Origin of the sequence: Virgibacillus sp. LDC-1 (assembly GCF_030137545.1) — a bacterium.
GTDB lineage: Bacteria > Bacillota > Bacilli > Bacillales > Amphibacillaceae > LDC-1.
On record NZ_JARUVL010000022.1, the window covers coordinates 16,138 to 32,851 of the forward strand.

At 38.1% G+C, this 16,714-nt stretch carries 14 protein-coding genes, 1 pseudogene, 2 CRISPR repeat arrays and 1 riboswitch (1 of these 18 cut by a window edge); of the genes and pseudogenes, 10 read left to right on the forward strand and 5 right to left on the reverse strand.

The window, feature by feature from the left end; genetic code table 11:
• A CRISPR array of direct repeats spans positions 1 to 2,100; the repeat unit is 33 nt; unit sequence GTCACTCCCTTTATTGGGAGTGTGGATTGAAAT; it begins 285 nt to the left of the window's first position.
• Positions 2,101 to 2,200: 100 nt separating this feature from the next.
• A CRISPR array of direct repeats spans positions 2,201 to 4,582; the repeat unit is 33 nt; unit sequence GTCACTCCCTTTATTGGGAGTGTGGATTGAAAT.
• A gap of 79 nt (positions 4,583 to 4,661) precedes the next feature.
• The 7 genes from QBK89_RS13905 to QBK89_RS13935 all read left to right on the forward strand — a co-directional run bounded on the left by QBK89_RS13905 (position 4,662) and on the right by QBK89_RS13935 (position 12,044).
• A complete protein-coding gene (locus QBK89_RS13905; RefSeq protein ID WP_284141660.1) occupies positions 4,662 to 5,480 on the forward strand; it encodes a sulfite exporter TauE/SafE family protein in 819 nt (272 codons plus the stop codon).
• Positions 5,481 to 5,492: 12 nt separating this feature from the next.
• Positions 5,493 to 6,893, forward strand: a complete 1,401-nt coding sequence (locus QBK89_RS13910; RefSeq protein WP_284141661.1) for a bifunctional metallophosphatase/5'-nucleotidase — start codon at positions 5,493 to 5,495, stop codon at positions 6,891 to 6,893.
• 74 nt (positions 6,894 to 6,967) lie between these two features.
• On the forward strand, positions 6,968 to 7,273 hold the full coding sequence (locus QBK89_RS13915) for a YunC family protein (protein ID WP_284141662.1): 306 nt from the start codon (positions 6,968 to 6,970) through the stop codon (positions 7,271 to 7,273).
• 180 nt (positions 7,274 to 7,453) lie between these two features.
• The gene (gene yunB / locus QBK89_RS13920) at positions 7,454 to 8,233 is read left to right on the forward strand and encodes a sporulation protein YunB (RefSeq protein WP_284141663.1); all 780 of its coding nucleotides are present in this window, start codon (positions 7,454 to 7,456) and stop codon (positions 8,231 to 8,233) included.
• 50 nt (positions 8,234 to 8,283) lie between these two features.
• Positions 8,284 to 8,461, forward strand: a riboswitch (Lysine riboswitch).
• A 141-nt stretch (positions 8,462 to 8,602) separates the two neighbouring features.
• Positions 8,603 to 10,165, forward strand: coding sequence for a Na+/H+ antiporter NhaC family protein (locus QBK89_RS13925; protein ID WP_284141664.1), 1,563 nt, complete (start codon positions 8,603 to 8,605; stop codon positions 10,163 to 10,165).
• A gap of 235 nt (positions 10,166 to 10,400) precedes the next feature.
• The gene (locus QBK89_RS13930; RefSeq protein ID WP_284141665.1) at positions 10,401 to 11,936 is read left to right on the forward strand and encodes a sodium-dependent transporter; all 1,536 of its coding nucleotides are present in this window, start codon (positions 10,401 to 10,403) and stop codon (positions 11,934 to 11,936) included.
• Entirely contained in the window at positions 11,937 to 12,044 is a 108-nt protein-coding gene (locus QBK89_RS13935; RefSeq protein ID WP_284141666.1) for a methionine/alanine import family NSS transporter small subunit, read from the forward strand. It begins immediately after the preceding gene.
• Between the two features lie 198 nt (positions 12,045 to 12,242).
• On the opposite strand, the gene QBK89_RS13940 is transcribed toward QBK89_RS13935, so the two are convergent.
• A complete protein-coding gene (locus tag QBK89_RS13940) occupies positions 12,243 to 13,208 on the reverse strand; it encodes a M23 family metallopeptidase (protein ID WP_284141667.1) in 966 nt (321 codons plus the stop codon).
• Between the two features lie 32 nt (positions 13,209 to 13,240).
• Positions 13,241 to 13,810 (reverse strand): YhcN/YlaJ family sporulation lipoprotein, encoded by a 570-nt coding sequence (locus tag QBK89_RS13945; RefSeq protein ID WP_284141668.1) that lies wholly within the window; start codon positions 13,808 to 13,810, stop codon positions 13,241 to 13,243.
• A 141-nt stretch (positions 13,811 to 13,951) separates the two neighbouring features.
• On the opposite strand from QBK89_RS13945, the gene QBK89_RS13950 reads away from it, so the two are divergent.
• The gene (locus tag QBK89_RS13950) at positions 13,952 to 14,227 is read left to right on the forward strand and encodes a YutD family protein (RefSeq protein ID WP_284141669.1); all 276 of its coding nucleotides are present in this window, start codon (positions 13,952 to 13,954) and stop codon (positions 14,225 to 14,227) included.
• A gap of 50 nt (positions 14,228 to 14,277) precedes the next feature.
• Here the strand turns inward: QBK89_RS13950 and QBK89_RS13955 are convergent, their stop codons facing one another.
• A complete protein-coding gene (locus QBK89_RS13955) occupies positions 14,278 to 14,541 on the reverse strand; it encodes a hypothetical protein (protein ID WP_284141670.1) in 264 nt (87 codons plus the stop codon).
• A 157-nt stretch (positions 14,542 to 14,698) separates the two neighbouring features.
• Here QBK89_RS13955 and hepT point away from each other — a divergent pair, with 157 nt between their 5' ends.
• On the forward strand, positions 14,699 to 15,136 hold the full coding sequence (hepT, locus tag QBK89_RS13960; RefSeq protein ID WP_284141671.1) for a type VII toxin-antitoxin system HepT family RNase toxin: 438 nt from the start codon (positions 14,699 to 14,701) through the stop codon (positions 15,134 to 15,136).
• Between the two features lie 11 nt (positions 15,137 to 15,147).
• Entirely contained in the window at positions 15,148 to 15,789 is a 642-nt protein-coding gene (locus tag QBK89_RS13965; RefSeq protein WP_284141672.1) for a helix-turn-helix transcriptional regulator, read from the forward strand.
• 35 nt (positions 15,790 to 15,824) lie between these two features.
• Here QBK89_RS13965 and QBK89_RS13970 read toward each other — a convergent pair.
• Together QBK89_RS13970 and QBK89_RS13975 are read right to left on the reverse strand one after the other, a co-directional pair.
• A pseudogene (locus tag QBK89_RS13970) lies at positions 15,825 to 16,427 on the reverse strand (IS3 family transposase); the annotation flags it as partial.
• The gene (locus QBK89_RS13975; protein ID WP_481937840.1) at positions 16,423 to 16,710 is read right to left on the reverse strand and encodes an IS3 family transposase; all 288 of its coding nucleotides are present in this window, start codon (positions 16,708 to 16,710) and stop codon (positions 16,423 to 16,425) included. The pseudogene QBK89_RS13970 and the gene QBK89_RS13975, both read right to left, overlap by 5 nt.
• Between the last annotated feature and the right edge of the window lie 4 nt (positions 16,711 to 16,714).

Here is a 16,714-nt window from a genome sequence, read left to right on the forward strand (position 1 = left end):
GAGTGTGGATTGAAATACGGTTGACGATGAAGGGAAGTCACCAACGTTAGGGTCACTCCCTTTATTGGGAGTGTGGATTGAAATCTGAAATAGTCGCCAATTCACCTATGGAGATTGGTCACTCCCTTTATTGGGAGTGTGGATTGAAATTTGCCAGAAAGAAACCAAACCAGACCATATTTCCGTCACTCCCTTTATTGGGAGTGTGGATTGAAATGAATGGAACTTTAACGATAAGGTGGTTACGTCTGCGTCACTCCCTTTATTGGGAGTGTGGATTGAAATTCTGACATCCTTACCGTATATCGCTGTCCTTACTGTCACTCCCTTTATTGGGAGTGTGGATTGAAATATTTGTAATAAGGGGTGGCTTTAAATTTTTAAAAGTCACTCCCTTTATTGGGAGTGTGGATTGAAATGTCAAATCAAACGCTAGTAACTCATCCATTGCCGTCACTCCCTTTATTGGGAGTGTGGATTGAAATTCACACCATTAAAAGCACCAGAAACGATTCCCCGTCACTCCCTTTATTGGGAGTGTGGATTGAAATATTGATCATGACGAAGTAGTTATCGTTTTCAACGTCACTCCCTTTATTGGGAGTGTGGATTGAAATGGATTTAGGAGGATAATACATGCAACCAATTTCAAGTCACTCCCTTTATTGGGAGTGTGGATTGAAATCTCCGTTAATATATCTTGTGCCGTTTTATCCGTGTCACTCCCTTTATTGGGAGTGTGGATTGAAATTTTTCTAGACATACCTTGCATTTGTACATCATTTGGCGTCACTCCCTTTATTGGGAGTGTGGATTGAAATTTTGCCTAGAATAATCTTTCGCACACCTAAAGCAAGTCACTCCCTTTATTGGGAGTGTGGATTGAAATTCCAACGTTGAAAGATACATTAAAGCGAAGTGATGGTCACTCCCTTTATTGGGAGTGTGGATTGAAATATGTTTAACCACCTTTCTTTAATAAAATCAATATAGTCACTCCCTTTATTGGGAGTGTGGATTGAAATTAGAACTGTCATTAATAGAGACAATGGCTTAGCTAAAGTCACTCCCTTTATTGGGAGTGTGGATTGAAATGCTAATTGCGCCTTCATATCGTCAATATCCTTATGTCACTCCCTTTATTGGGAGTGTGGATTGAAATCACCTAATGGCGATCTTGTATCAATGTTGTTTGCAGGTCACTCCCTTTATTGGGAGTGTGGATTGAAATCACCAGATACAACAGCACCAAATAATATAACTAGTCACTCCCTTTATTGGGAGTGTGGATTGAAATAACTGAATTAAGTTTACGCAATATCGAATCATGGTCACTCCCTTTATTGGGAGTGTGGATTGAAATAAATTAATAAAAGAACTCGAACACGAAATCCAAAGTCACTCCCTTTATTGGGAGTGTGGATTGAAATGGAAATCCTGAAAGAGTATTTTGCGTAAATTGCGTCACTCCCTTTATTGGGAGTGTGGATTGAAATTTCTTCGTTGTCATAAATTGCTACTGTGGTAAAATGTCACTCCCTTTATTGGGAGTGTGGATTGAAATACTAGCTGTTCATACTGTATCACAAATGAGTGATCGTCACTCCCTTTATTGGGAGTGTGGATTGAAATAGAATGGTTTTAGGTCAAAATCAATATCCCCTCTGTCACTCCCTTTATTGGGAGTGTGGATTGAAATGAGATAACAACGCCATAATCATTTTTCTTAAACGTCACTCCCTTTATTGGGAGTGTGGATTGAAATATCATCTTTTTCTTTACGATCAACTAATACAGCTGTCACTCCCTTTATTGGGAGTGTGGATTGAAATATGGTTAAAATGGAAAAACAAATGAAGAAAACAAGTCACTCCCTTTATTGGGAGTGTGGATTGAAATTGAAAGTGCAAACAACACAACAAGCGATCAAATAGTCACTCCCTTTATTGGGAGTGTGGATTGAAATTTCTGGACTAGGTTTCATGTCAAGATAGTTAAAGTCACTCCCTTTATTGGGAGTGTGGATTGAAATAATAATCGCATTGTCAACCAATAACTAAGACCATGTCACTCCCTTTATTGGGAGTGTGGATTGAAATGATAATCCTTGTACCCATCAAGAAACTTGTTTTGGTCACTCCCTTTATTGGAGTGTGGATTGAAATACTCGAACATTAAAAGAAAATGACGATATCAGGGCGTCACTCCCTTTATTGGGAGTGTGGATTGAAATCCATATGTAAAAATGGTTATTAGTTTTAGATGATGTCACTCCCTTTATTGGGAGTGTGGATTGAAATTCCAAATCCGTTTTTACTAACGGAAAAATCACGTGTCACTCCCTTTATTGGGAGTGTGGATTGAAATCAATTGATTTTCATATAAATCTCCTCCTAAATTGTCACTCCCTTTATTGGGAGTGTGGATTGAAATCTCCTGATGGCGCGAGCATGATTGTAACGGTAAAAGTCACTCCCTTTATTGGGAGTGTGGATTGAAATATCTGACTTAACTTCTTGTTTAGGTGGAACATAGGGTCACTCCCTTTATTGGGAGTGTGGATTGAAATATCTGCGGATTATCCTCTGCACTCACAGCAACACGTCACTCCCTTTATTGGGAGTGTGGATTGAAATTTTTTTAAATACTTTACCAGGCTCACAATTGCTTGTCACTCCCTTTATTGGGAGTGTGGATTGAAATAACTCATTAAAAGATGGCATGAGTAAGGCTGACGAGTCACTCCCTTTATTGGGAGTGTGGATTGAAATAACTCATTAAAAGATGGCATGAGTAAGGCTGACGAGTCACTCCCTTTATTGGGAGTGTGGATTGAAATCTGTGGTTATAGGTGCTGAATATAACAAGGACCCGTCACTCCCTTTATTGGGAGTGTGGATTGAAATAAGTATCAGTTAAGTTAGATAAAGCAAAGTCGAAGTCACTCCCTTTATTGGGAGTGTGGATTGAAATCTGTGGTTATAGGTGCTGAATATAACAAGGACCCGTCACTCCCTTTATTGGGAGTGTGGATTGAAATAAGTATCAGTTAAGTTAGATAAAGCAAAGTCGAAGTCACTCCCTTTATTGGGAGTGTGGATTGAAATACTTGTAAAGCGCGGAAAGTTAAATCCGATTAAAGGTCACTCCCTTTATTGGGAGTGTGGATTGAAATTTTTTCTGCCTCCTCAAACTGATCCAATAGATAAGTCACTCCCTTTATTGGGAGTGTGGATTGAAATTCGGTTACCGTCCTCGTCAGTTTCATCGACTATTGTCACTCCCTTTATTGGGAGTGTGGATTGAAATGAAATGAGACCACATTGTCGCCTCAAGGTTACATGTCACTCCCTTTATTGGGAGTGTGGATTGAAATGCAAGAGCCGATGTTGCCGGAAATGCGTAATAAAACGTCACTCCCTTTATTGGGAGTGTGGATTGAAATTAAACCTAGATGGATAGAGGATATTCTCTTTAAGTCACTCCCTTTATTGGGAGTGTGGATTGAAATTGTATAGCTAGCATTTCTTCTTGAGACTGTGCAGTCACTCCCTTTATTGGGAGTGTGGATTGAAATCCACAAGGACTCAATTCCATTAATCCAATAAAAGGTCACTCCCTTTATTGGGAGTGTGGATTGAAATGTGTAATCTTTTAGTGCTCCTGACCCTTTGTCTGTGTCACTCCCTTTATTGGGAGTGTGGATTGAAATACACTAACTGATAAAAGTGAGCTGTTTGAACAAAGTCACTCCCTTTATTGGGAGTGTGGATTGAAATATGATGTACATAAGCATCATATATACGAGCTTCAGTCACTCCCTTTATTGGGAGTGTGGATTGAAATGACCAATTGAGCTTTTGCACTCTATTACGCAACAGTCACTCCCTTTATTGGGAGTGTGGATTGAAATGCAGATGACAATAAACCAAATTTTTTCAAGCTTGTCACTCCCTTTATTGGGAGTGTGGATTGAAATTAACGAGTTAAAGGCAATTCGTTTAAGTGAGTTTGTCACTCCCTTTATTGGGAGTGTGGATTGAAATGCAGATGACAATAAACCAAATTTTTTCAAGCTTGTCACTCCCTTTATTGGGAGTGTGGATTGAAATGATAACCGAAACGGAACGACTAGCAAAGCTAGAAGTCACTCCCTTTATTGGGAGTGTGGATTGAAATAATCCCCTCCTCAAAATGGCAAATCATCATCCGAGTCACTCCCTTTATTGGGAGTGTGGATTGAAATTCTTTCCAGTTACATATGGTTACCTTTTCGTCAGCGTCACTCCCTTTATTGGGAGTGTGGATTGAAATCCTGCGTTGAAGAATACGCATTTTTAGTTATGAGTCACTCCCTTTATTGGGAGTGTGGATTGAAATTAGAAGAATACGTAGACTGTCTGCATTTTATATTGTCACTCCCTTTATTGGGAGTGTGGATTGAAATCCATAAAATACAAACGGCTACCACACCTGGTAGCGTCACTCCCTTTATTGGGAGTGTGGATTGAAATTGTAAATGGGACGATTAAAGGACATAGTGGATCTCGTCACTTCCTTTATTGGGAGTGTGGATTGAATTCTAGGCAAATGCTTTCCTAAAATGCTACTATAGAAGAATAAACAATGCATCATTATGCTAGAAGGAAGGCGTTTTATTTTTGGTATACCTCATTTGTATTCTCATCGGAATTGTTACGGCGTTTTTTGGAAGCTTAATTGGATTGGGAGGCGGCGTCATCCTCATCCCAATCTTATTATTTTTACATCAATACAGTGCTGCTTTTGCATGGGCAACCCCGCAAGCAATTGTTGGATTGTCGTTAATTGTTATGATTTTTACCGCACTTTCATCAACCATCGCCTATTACAGAGCAGGAAGAGTTGATTATAAGACAGGCTTATTATTTATATCGGGAAGTATTCCGGGTGGGATTCTCGGTTCTTGGCTAAATCAGTTTATTGATGCGGATTACTTTTCTTTATATTTTGGGATATTAACAATCCTCATTTCGCTTTTGTTTTTTCTTAAACGAAAGCAGCCATCAGAAAAAAGTAAGGCAAACGGCAAGCGGATTCGTACTTTTCAAGTGGATGGACAAACATACCATTACACTGTAAACCTAGTCTTTGCTTTTGTTCTTTCTTTCTTTGTTGGAATGCTATCTGGCATGTTCGGTATCGGTGGTGGCTCCATCATGGTTCCAGCGATGATCCTATTATTTGGATTTCCTGCCCATATTGCAACAGCGACATCGATGTTTATGATTTTCTTCATTAGCATTATTGGCGCTAGTACACACATTGCACTTGGACATATTAATTGGGAATATGTATTTTTCTTTATTCCAGCTGCATATCTTGGTGGGAAGCTTGGAGCTTATGTGAATCAAAAGCTACAAGGAAAAACACTAGAATGGATTTTACGGATTATGCTTATATTGATTGGGGTACGATTAATTACAGAAGGTTTAGGATAAGGAGCAAGCCATATGCTAGAAAAATTATTCATTTATTATACGAATGATTTACATAGTAAGTTTGATCATTGGTCGCGTGTTACAAGCTTTTTTAAGCAAGAAAAAGCAGATCGAATAGCTGCCAATGAAACAAGCTGGTTATTTGATGTTGGGGACCACGTTGATCGTGTACATCCAATTGCAGAGGCTTTTATGGGAAAGGCGAATGTTTCATTATTGAATGAAGCTGGCTATGATGCTGTCACCATTGGAAATAATGAAGGAATCACGGTTTCACATGAAGACTTGGAACAGCTTTATGACGATGCTTCATTTCAAGTTGTTTGTGGAAATTTACATAGTCAAAAGGCAACTGCTCCTCAGTGGCTAAAGCCCCATGTTACGTTCACCTCTAATCAAGGCGTGAAAGTAGGGATAATCGGATTAACTGCTCCATTTAATGATTATTATGAGCTATTAGATTGGCATGTTTCTGCTCCATATGAGGCACTGAAAACGTATGTGCAAAGCTTAAAGCAAGAAACAGACGTTATTATTTTGCTTTCGCATTTAGGGCTGTCAGAGGATGAAGAAATTGCTCGGCGGTTTCCAGAGATTGATTTAATTATTGGTGGACATACACATCATTTGCTTCGGAACGGCGAGTATGTAAATAACATATTAATTACTGCAGCGGGAAAGCATTGTGCTTTTGTCGGCGAGGTTATTTTAACGTGGGACCATGCTAAGCGATGTCTTGTAAACAAGGAAGCCTATGCTATCGATATACTGAATCAACCAAAGGATTTGGCTACAGAGCAAAAATTAGCAGTATTAGAAGAAGAGGCGAATACAATACTGGAAAAAACAATTGTCCATATCGATCATCCGCTGGAGGTAAGGTGGTTTTCACATACGCAAATTATGCAGGATCTTACAGATATGCTCAAGGCTTGGACAAATGCGGATTGCGCGATGCTGAATGCCGGAGTGTTGCTCGATCAGCTCCCAGCCGGTGCTGTGACGTATAAGGATGTGCATCGGATTTGTCCACATCCGATTAATCCATGTGTTGTTACATTGAGCGGTAGTGAGCTGTTGGAAGTAACAAGAGCTTCACTGACGAAGGATTTCATGGAGCTTAAGCTAAAAGGATTTGGATTTCGCGGCGAAGTAATTGGTAGGATGATCTTTTCTGGAATTGACGTTGTGACCGAGAGGCATGCGAACGGGCATGAATATGTGAAAACGGTATTATTTAATGGGGCAGAAATTGATGGCGACCGCATTTATCGAGTCGCGACTGCAGATACGTTTACATTTGGTAGGTTGTTACCTGAAATTGCGAAATCAGAAACAAAGGAATACATGTTACCAGAATTTTTACGAGATATCCTATCATATACGTTACAGAAAAAATATACGAATGCTTAAGGAGAAGGTCGCTCACTAGCGCCTTCTTTTTGCATATATATACTGTAAAGCAGTGAATAAGGAGGAAATTGCGGATGATGGATGTAAAACCAATTCAGTTGGATGGAAGAACCTTTATTGCAACGCGTGTAGAATTACCAAAAACCAATTTGCTCATTGTTTCGAATGACATTGGATATATAATGTGTGCTGCGTTAGATGTTGATGTATTGGATGAAAAGCTTGCTGATCGTAAAGTAATAGCAGGTCGTGCATCAGGAGTGAGAACAATTGATGACTTGTTGTCAGCTCCATTAGAAAAGGTAACAAAAGCTTCGGACGTTTACGGCTGGGAGGCTGGTATGATTGGAAAAGAGGCATTATTAAAGCTTCCGGATTAATTGCGTTGCCATATCGAGGATTTGATTATATTGAGGTTACAATGATACTTTAATGAGAGAAGCTTGTTTGTAGCAAAAGGATCGCGGTAATAGAAAGTTGTTTTATCTACCTTGAAGGGGATATTTCGCGATTCTAACCTCCTTGAAACAAGCATAGATTGATTTCAAGGGGGTTTTGTTATGATCCGCAGAGTCCGATTTCAAAAAAGAAGAACACCGCCTCCAGTAGGAAATATATTAATGGTGTCATTTATTATATTTATTTGTATGACTGTTTTTAGCCTTATTTGGATAGACAAGGGAATCCAGCCAACGATCATGGAAATCGCTGATCGGAAAACGAAGGAATTTGCAACACGAGCAATTAATGCAGCGGTTAAGTTTGCTGAGAATTACACCTTTGAAGATATTGCAGATATGACAACAGATAACAATGGAAATGTATCTGTTGTTGGTTGGGATGCTTCAATTGTAAATAAAATAAATCGAGCGGCAACGGATCGTGTAGAAGAATTTTTTCGCACGATGAACCGTGGCGAGCCACCAAATTACGAGGATCCGTTAGATGAGCCAAGTGTTTATGGTGATACAGTTGACGAATTAGTGGAAAGAGATCCAACTGTTATTGAAATTCCGATAGGGCAAGCGACAGGAAATGCTCTTTTCGCCAACTTGGGTCCTAAGGTTCCAGTTAATCTAGAGCTTGTAGGAAGTGTGCAAACAGATATTGTGGATGTACGAGAGGAATTTGGCATTAATAACATTTTTATTACGCTTTATGTACTTGTAGAAGCAGATGTACAGATCGTAATTCCTTTTACAACCGACGTAACAAAAGTAGAAACGAAAATATTAATCGATAAGCACCTTGTCATGGGCGAGGTTCCAGAGTTTTATGGTGGTGGTACGGATGGTCCTTCCATTTCCGTTCCGAAAAAAGACTTGCAAAAAGATGATTGAATCTAGTATAGTATAAAGTGGTTTATAAAATTTCATAATCAACCTCAGATCGGTGAGGTAGAGGCGCAGCCAATATGAGTAATCAATGCGAGGATGACAACGATGACCATTGATAAAAGGATTGTTTGCCGAAGTATAATAAGGGTCAAACTTATTATTGCTGGGATGTTCTTGAAAAAGGAGCATACTGTCATGCTTGGAATTAGTGCATGGAGAACTACTGATCGAAATGGAGGATAACGTATATTGCATACAAAAGGCAATGGTAGGTTATTTTCTATCATTGTCTTTTTGTGTTTTTTACCTCCATGTGCTCTTAGAAAAGCTTATTTTACAATGAATGACCATGTAGAAACGGAGGAGACAACATTGGAAGGAACTTTTTATTCGATTATACCTGCCCTAATAATGCTTTTACTCGTATTATTAACTCGTAAAGTATTACTATCACTTGGAATCGGAATTCTTATCGGTGCTTTATTTATTCATAGCTTTCACCCGGTACAAGCGATTCAAGAAATTTGGACCGTGTTTTATACCATTTTTATTTCGGATGGAACGTGGAATATAGGAAATATACTCTTGCTTAGCTTTTTATTACTTCTTGGAATTGTTACTGCATTTTTGCAAGCTTCAGGAGGAAGCGAAGCCTTTGGCGAATGGATGATTCGTCGCGTTAAAACAAGGACGGGAGCCCAAGTGACAACGGCTGCCTTAGGAGTTATCATTTTCATTGACGATTATTTTAATAGTCTAGCTGTTGGACAAATTGCTCGTCCACTTACTGATCGCCATCGAATCTCAAGGGCAAAGCTTGCCTACTTTATTGATTCGACATCTGCTCCTGTAACTGTAATTTCACCTATTTCTAGTTGGGGTGCTTACATTATTGGTATTCTTGGTGGGATATTTGCTGCAAATGGAATTTCCGATTATCCACCACTTGAAGCGTTTGTGAAAATGATTCCATATAATCTTTATGCATTATCAGCGTTATTACTCGTGTTCATCGTAGCTTATTTTAAGATGGACATCGGACTAATGCGGAAGCATGAAAAGCGTGCTGTGGAAACAGGGGAATTATTAAGTCCAGATAAACCAGATGTTCCAGGCGATTTAACAAAAACCTTTTCAGCACACAAGAGTGGAAAAGTATATCATTTATTTATTCCAATTTTAGTACTTATCGTTTTTACAATTGTTACGATGGTAATAACTGGAGCACAGGCAAGTGCAGCTGAAGGCAATGTTACGATCTTAACGATTTTTGCAAATACAAATGTAAATCTATCTTTATTTATTGGTGGCGTTGCTTCTGTAGCTATTGCATATATGTTTCATATGCTACAGCCAAGTCCAAAGGCAAACACAGCAAAAATTGTAGTAGAAGGAATCAAAACGATGCTTCCTGCAATCTATATTTTGCTGCTTGCATGGATGATTGGTTCGATTATCGGGACATTAAAAACAGGAGAATATTTAGCACAACTCGTGAGTGGGGCGAATATGAGTCCAACGTTACTTCCATTATTGTTCTTCTTAATTGCAGGTTTTATGTCACTTGCAACAGGAACCTCTTGGGGAACGTTTGGAATTATGCTTCCGATCGCGGCAGAAGTAGCTGTGCTCACAGATGTAACCTTATTGCTCCCGGCTTTATCGGCAGTTTTAGCAGGGTCTGTGTTTGGCGATCATTGTACACCAATTTCTGATACGACGATATTGTCTTCTACTGGTGCAGGTGCCAACCATATTGATCATGTTTTGACCCAATTGCCATATGCATTACTTGCTGCATTTGCGTCAGCTATTGGATACGTTGTTATTGGCTGGACGAGCCAAATGTTCTTAGGAATCATTGTTGCACTTGCGACCATTATTGCCGTTGCATTGCTTCACAATTTCTTAACGAAAACAAATACGCAATCCTAGATATTGTTACTAAAAGCTTTCACCAACTTGGTGGAAGCTTTTTTAGTAATCAAATAAATTATTTTAACTATACAAAATAATAGTAAAATATATTATATTATAAAAGTTTTGACATAGTATAAAAGTACCGTTATAATCTAAAATAATATCTGAAAACATAAAATATTAAAACTTAACTTATTATTCGTGTAGGACTAGCGAGTAATGAGATGAGACAAAAAGGGGAGGTACATGTATGGAAACTCGTTCACAGTGGGGAACACGAGCAGGGTTTATTCTAGCAGCTGTTGGTTCAGCAGTTGGGCTAGGAAATATTTGGCGTTTTCCAGCAACAGCGTATGAAAATGGCGGGGGAGCGTTTTTGATTCCCTATCTTTTTGCATTACTTACAGCAGGGATTCCGATACTAATCATGGAATTTACGATGGGGCATAAATATCGGGGATCTGCACCGCTAACATTTAAACGGATTCACAAGAAGTCAGAATTTGTTGGCTGGTGGGCAGTACTTGTATCATTTGTAATTTCTACCTATTATGCAGTAATTATTGCATGGGCGATGTCATATTCTGTATTTTCATTTAACTTAAATTGGGGCGAGGATACAGCATCCTTTTTAATTGGAGATTACTTAAATCGGACAGTTGATCCAGGTCAAGTGGGAAGCTTTGTACCGGGTGTTCTTATACCATTAATCATTGTTTGGATTCTTGTATTAGGGATTTTATTTAAAGGGGTTAAAAAAGGTATTGAAATTGCTAACCGCATTTTTATTCCTGCTTTACTTATAATCTTTCTTATCATTGTTATTCGTGCGGTCACACTACCGGGTGCAGTTGATGGATTAGAAGCTTTCTTTAAGCCTGATTTCTCAAAAATACTAGAACCTGGTGTTTGGGTAGCGGCGTATGGTCAGATCTTCTTTAGTTTATCAATTGCATTTGCCATTATGATTACGTACTCGAGCTATTTACCAAAAAAGTCGGATATTACTAATAATGCGTTTATTACTGGCTTTGGTAATTCAAGCTTTGAGCTTTTAGCTGGAATTGGGGTATTCGGGATCTTAGGATTTATGGCTGCGCAATCTGGTGTACCAGTAGATAAAGTAGTTGATGGAGGAGTGGGACTTGCATTTATTGTATTTCCACAAATTATAAATCAGTTCCCTGCCTTTAATGAGCTTTTTGGATTTCTGTTTTTTGCATCACTCGTGCTTGCAGGATTGACGTCACTCATGTCGATCACTGAAACATATGTTGCTGGACTTGTGGACAAATTTAAGATTTCTAGAACGAAAGCAGTTCTTTTTGGTGGCGGACTGGCAGCAATTATTTCCTTGCTTTTTGCAACACAAGGAGGACTATTCTTCCTAGATGCCGCCGATTACTTTATTAATCAATTTGGTGTAGCGTTGCTTGGCTTAGTTGAAGTTGTTCTTATTGCATGGGTTTTCCGTAAGCTCAAGGAATTTCAAACACATGCAAATGAAATTTCGGATATTCGTCTTGGTTCTTGGTGGACAATAAGTGTTGGCTTTATTACACCGATTGTTCTTGGATATATGATGTTCGGTTTATTAAAGCAAAATATTATGAAAGAGTTTGATACAGATACTGGAAACTATGAGGGCTATCAAGATGCCTTTATTATGTGGGGAGGCTGGGCAGTAGCCATTGGTGCCCTTGTCATCGGGGTTATTATGGCCATGACGAAATGGAAAGCTACTTCTGCATCTTCTGAAATGGAACAAAAGAAGGAGGCTAAATAAATGAGTGGTGGAGCAATTACCGTTATGATTTTAGGAATTGTTATTCTATGGGGCGGTTTAGCCGCAAGTATTATGCATGCTGTTAAAAAGGGGAAAGAAGCAAATTAAATGATATAGAATAGGCTAGGACAAAAGATTTCTAATCGACAGAATCCGAATAAAGATCGCGCCTGTACCTGTGGTGAAAGCGCACCTACTTTCAAACTGCGATGCAGTTATTCGGGTTTTGATTTAGAAGCTATCATTTGTTCTAGCCTTATTTTCTAATCTAAAGCATGTTCAAGCGAATGACATTTGGTTTAGTTGTTATTTTGCTTTCGCCATTCGCTCCCATTTACGAAGGTATGGGTAAGGATCAAAAGACCATTCACTATGACCATTGTCTTTATACATACCATAGTGTAGATGAGGAGGAAACTTTCCGGAAGTTCCTGGAGGGCCATAACCACTAGAACCAACACTTCCAAGTTCATCCCCAGGCTTTACAACTTGTCCAACCTTTATATTATCCGCATAGCCGTTTAAATGCCCATAGTAATGATAAATGTTAAAAATATCGCGAATTCCAATTCGCCAACCACCATATAAATTCCATCCCTTCATTTCAATGACTCCATATGTTGTTGACTTTACAGGGGTTCCATAGCCAGCAAAAATATCCGTTCCTTCATGAATTCGTAGCCCTCCGAATCCACGTCTATCTCCCCACGTGCTTCGATAGCTGTAATTGTGACGAATCGAAACTGGGAAATCACGATCTGTTAAATTAACGTGTTGGAATTTCTTCAACACCTTTGCTGTATTTTTGATCGTCTGTACGGTTAAGTCCCGTTTATAATAATTCCATAGGGCAATACGAATTTCATCATCTGTGATACCATACTGTAAAATGATTGTTGCTATCGTATAAAGAATATCTTCAGGATCCTCAGCATCAGCCTTTCCATCTCCATTTCCATCCTTACCCTGTCCATTAAAAAGGTCTATTATAATGGTATCCTTACTTAATGTACTATTTCCAAGGCCATACCAAATCTCTTCTGGAATAGAAATGGATACAATATGATCATCCTTATCCTTTTGAATCTGTCGCTCATACTGATCAATGGCAGCTAAGTAGTACCAGGGAACCTGTGTTAGAGCTTCGGTTTTTTTGTATACTGCCATTCGCTGTTCATAAATGTCAGATTGCTTTTCTGCTGCATGAACAGGATTCGTGAGAAAAATGAATATAAGTGGGATAAAGCTGTATAATAGCTTTTTGCTAACCATATTTCGTCACCTCCTTTTCTTTGTATTCTATTTTATTTGTTCTTCGCATCTTGTTCATATCCCTGTGGAGATTGTTTCATTTCATTGATGATGCGCTTTAACGTATGTTGATAATCCCTTTCTGAAGTCATGTCATGATGCATGCTTTGAATAAAAGGAATTAGTGAAGCGTCCTCTGAAACATACACTTTAAAATATCTTGGCATCATAGACAGTGCTGTTCGCTTCGCCATATCAGTAGCATCATTGGATGATAAAGCTTCATTTTTTTCATAAGCAATTAAGACTTCTTTATCGGTAACAAGTGTTGCAATTTCAATGAATCCTTCATTCCTTAATATGACTCGGGCAATCATGTCAGCCATTTTATTACGGTCGATTGTTAATGTGGGGTTGTTTTCTCTATCTTGCTCTAGTTGATCTCGTTTGTAATTTACATATCCAATTCTTTTATCAAATTCGGTATCAGCCGGGCTTTCTTGATTTCTGGCGGGATCAAGCTCTTTTGAAAGCTTTTCTCGTTCATTCAACGCGCCATTGCCATTTGTACATCCGACTAAGAAAATAAGAACGATGAAGAGGGATATAAGTTTTGTTCGCATCCCATTTACCTCCTAAAGTAAGCTATATTATAATTAGTTTGGAATAAAGCTTCAAAAACATACAAGTAAATATTCAATATAGGTAGTGGAACAAATAGAAAATATGATAAACTAAAGGCAGCTTAAGTGGGGTGAAGTTAGTTGATTGAATTATTTGGAAAAGAATATGAGCTCATAGAAAATATAAAAGAAGGATTTCAGGAAGAGGCAATAAAAGAACGGTATTCAGATATCTTAAAAAAATATGATTATATTGTAGGAGATTGGGGCTATGAACAGCTTCGATTAAAGGGATTCTTTGAAGATAGTCATCCAAAGGCTACCTACGATACGAAAATAAGTGCATTAGACGATTATTTATATGAATACTGTAACTTCGGTTGCGCCTATTTCGTGCTTCATAAAATAACGAAATAAAGGAAGAAGGGTCTCCAGCTTTAGCATGAAAGGAGCCCCTTTTCCCGTTCTTATTCTTCCCAAGCTTCATCATGGATGGGATGAGCACCAGGTGCTTGTCTTGGTAAATCATCGTGTTGCTCCTTATCTGCATAGACAAACGCGCTTTGTCGTCGTTGTCCTTTTTTCCATGAAGATGATTTACTAAAGATTGGATCATCTCTACGAATAGCAGAACCAAATGGCCCTTCAGGAAATTCCTCTGGAACTAAGTTCTCCCGTTGTTTTTCAACACTAGAGACGTCCGTGTATTGTTCTTTATCTTTTTCCTTCATACGATGCACCGCCCTTTCTTTTGATAGCTTTTGCAAATCGCCGATTATTTTTCCTTCCAAAAATTAGCTGGTTATATTTTCGAAATGGAAATAAGGTTCATTCAAAAAGTCCCATATGATATGATAAGAGTGAATGATTGCATACGGAGGGGTTACGATGTATTTTGTCGATCGAACTAAAATAGAGAAAATATTACAGTATTTGGATAGTGTTTTAGAAGAAGTAAAACAAATGTCTCCCAATTCCTTTGGAGAAAAACTGGCATTAGAACGAGCAAGTCAAGTTATCATTGAAGCAATTTTAGATGTTGGAAATATGATGATTGACGGTTTTATTATGCGTGATCCAGGTAGTTATACAGATATAATTGACATCCTGGGTGATGAACAAGTTTTACCTAAAGGAGAATTAGATCAATACAAGGAAATTATTCACTTGCGTAAAATGCTAGTGAATGCGTATATAGCGGTAGAGCATGATCAATTGTACGAAACGGTACATAAGCATTTACCGATGCTTGAGCAGTTTGGTGTCCATGTCCGAACTTACTTACAAAATGAGTTAGGTGTTGCGAATGCATTCACTAATGAATGATGCAGGTGATCATGTTGAATAAACATGTTTCTACAAAGGAAAGGATACTGCTGACACTAAAGAAATGTAATGAAATGACTATCGATGAAATAACGGCGTTTTTTCCAATTTCGGATATTGCCGTACGTAAGCATGTGCGGGAATTGGAAAAGCAAGGGCTAGTTAAGAAGAATACGATTAAGCAGAAAATTGGTCGACCTTATCACACGTATAGTTTATCTAAATTAGGTCATGATACTTTTCCAAATCAATATGAGCAGCTCCCAGTCGAACTTCTACAGGATTTAGAGGAAATGCAAGGAAAAGATGCGGTACTTGCGCTTTTAAATAAACGAGCAGCGCGTGAAAAAACGGATCTCCAAGCAGAATTGACTGCGGATAATATACAGGACAAAGCAACTGAAATGGCAAAGCTACAAGAAAAGAAAGGGTACATGATTGAGGTTGAACAAATAGAGGATGGACTTGTAGAAATTCGTAATTATCACTGTCCTATTGCCAATATTGCTTCAAGCTATCAGCAAGTATGTAACAATGAAAAGAAGATGTATGAGGAAATTTTTGCAGATAGTGAGGTAATTGCACATACTTGTATTACAGATGGCGAACCATTATGTAAGTGGACGATTAAGAAAAAGGAAAAGGATGATTAATCATTGTACTGAACCCATAAAGTTAGACTAAATTATTAAGCAGATAATTGGCTGGTTTGTTTCCGGTATTCAACTGGACTCATTCCAGTCAATTTTTCTTTAATCCGTTTATTATTGTAGTAATCAATATATTGCTTTATCGCATATTCTAATGCTTCAAATGATTCATATACAATACCATAATACATTTCTTGTTTCATTATCCCAAAGAAATTTTCCATAGGTGAATTATCTAGACAATTTCCACGACGTGACATGCTTTGAAAAATACGATTGTCTTTTAACTTTTTACTAAATGCTTTCATTTGATACGCCCAGCCCTGATCAGTATGAACCGTTGTACGATAAGGCCATTGCTTCGCAATTGTGACCACTTCTTCTAATCCATCTAATTTTGCCTTCGCGTTCGGCCTTTTTGACAATTGATACGTTAGAATCTCACCATTGAACATATCTAAATAAGGGTCAAGATATGCTTTTTTAATCACAACTTTCCCGTTTTGATCCTTTGTATAATACTTTAATTCAGTTGTATCAGTCGTTATCTTTTGACGTGGAAGAGGTGTATTGAATCTACGATTTATACGATTAGTTGCAATCTTACCTACTGAACCTTTATAAGAATTATACTTTCTAGACTNTTAATTCAGTTGTATCAGTCGTTATCTTTTGACGTGGAAGAGGTGTATTGAATCTACGATTTATACGATTAGTTGCAATCTTACCTACTGAACCTTTATAAGAATTATACTTTCTAGACTTACGTGTGAATTTCTTGCATATAAGGCCAAGCTCATTCATAATACGCAATACTTTCTTATGATTGACGATAAAACCTCGTTTGCGTAATTCTATTGTGATTCTTCGATACCCATAATTATTTTTATTTTCATCTGATATTTTCTGAATTTCATTTTCCACTTTT

What these genes read in the sequence shown, in the direction of transcription:
- QBK89_RS13965 (WP_284141672.1), top strand. Translation starts at nt 15,148, where the DNA reads ATGTTGAATAAACATGTTTCTACAAAGGAAAGGATACTGCTGACACTA.
- hepT (WP_284141671.1), top strand. Translation starts at nt 14,699, where the DNA reads ATGTATTTTGTCGATCGAACTAAAATAGAGAAAATATTACAGTATTTG.
- yunB (WP_284141663.1), top strand. Translation starts at nt 7,454, where the DNA reads ATGATCCGCAGAGTCCGATTTCAAAAAAGAAGAACACCGCCTCCAGTA.
- QBK89_RS13955 (WP_284141670.1), bottom strand. Translation starts at nt 14,541, where the DNA reads ATGAAGGAAAAAGATAAAGAACAATACACGGACGTCTCTAGTGTTGAA.
- QBK89_RS13930 (WP_284141665.1), top strand. Translation starts at nt 10,401, where the DNA reads ATGGAAACTCGTTCACAGTGGGGAACACGAGCAGGGTTTATTCTAGCA.
- QBK89_RS13910 (WP_284141661.1), top strand. Translation starts at nt 5,493, where the DNA reads ATGCTAGAAAAATTATTCATTTATTATACGAATGATTTACATAGTAAG.
- QBK89_RS13915 (WP_284141662.1), top strand. Translation starts at nt 6,968, where the DNA reads ATGATGGATGTAAAACCAATTCAGTTGGATGGAAGAACCTTTATTGCA.
- QBK89_RS13940 (WP_284141667.1), bottom strand. Translation starts at nt 13,208, where the DNA reads ATGGTTAGCAAAAAGCTATTATACAGCTTTATCCCACTTATATTCATT.
- QBK89_RS13935 (WP_284141666.1), top strand. Translation starts at nt 11,937, where the DNA reads ATGAGTGGTGGAGCAATTACCGTTATGATTTTAGGAATTGTTATTCTA.
- QBK89_RS13945 (WP_284141668.1), bottom strand. Translation starts at nt 13,810, where the DNA reads ATGCGAACAAAACTTATATCCCTCTTCATCGTTCTTATTTTCTTAGTC.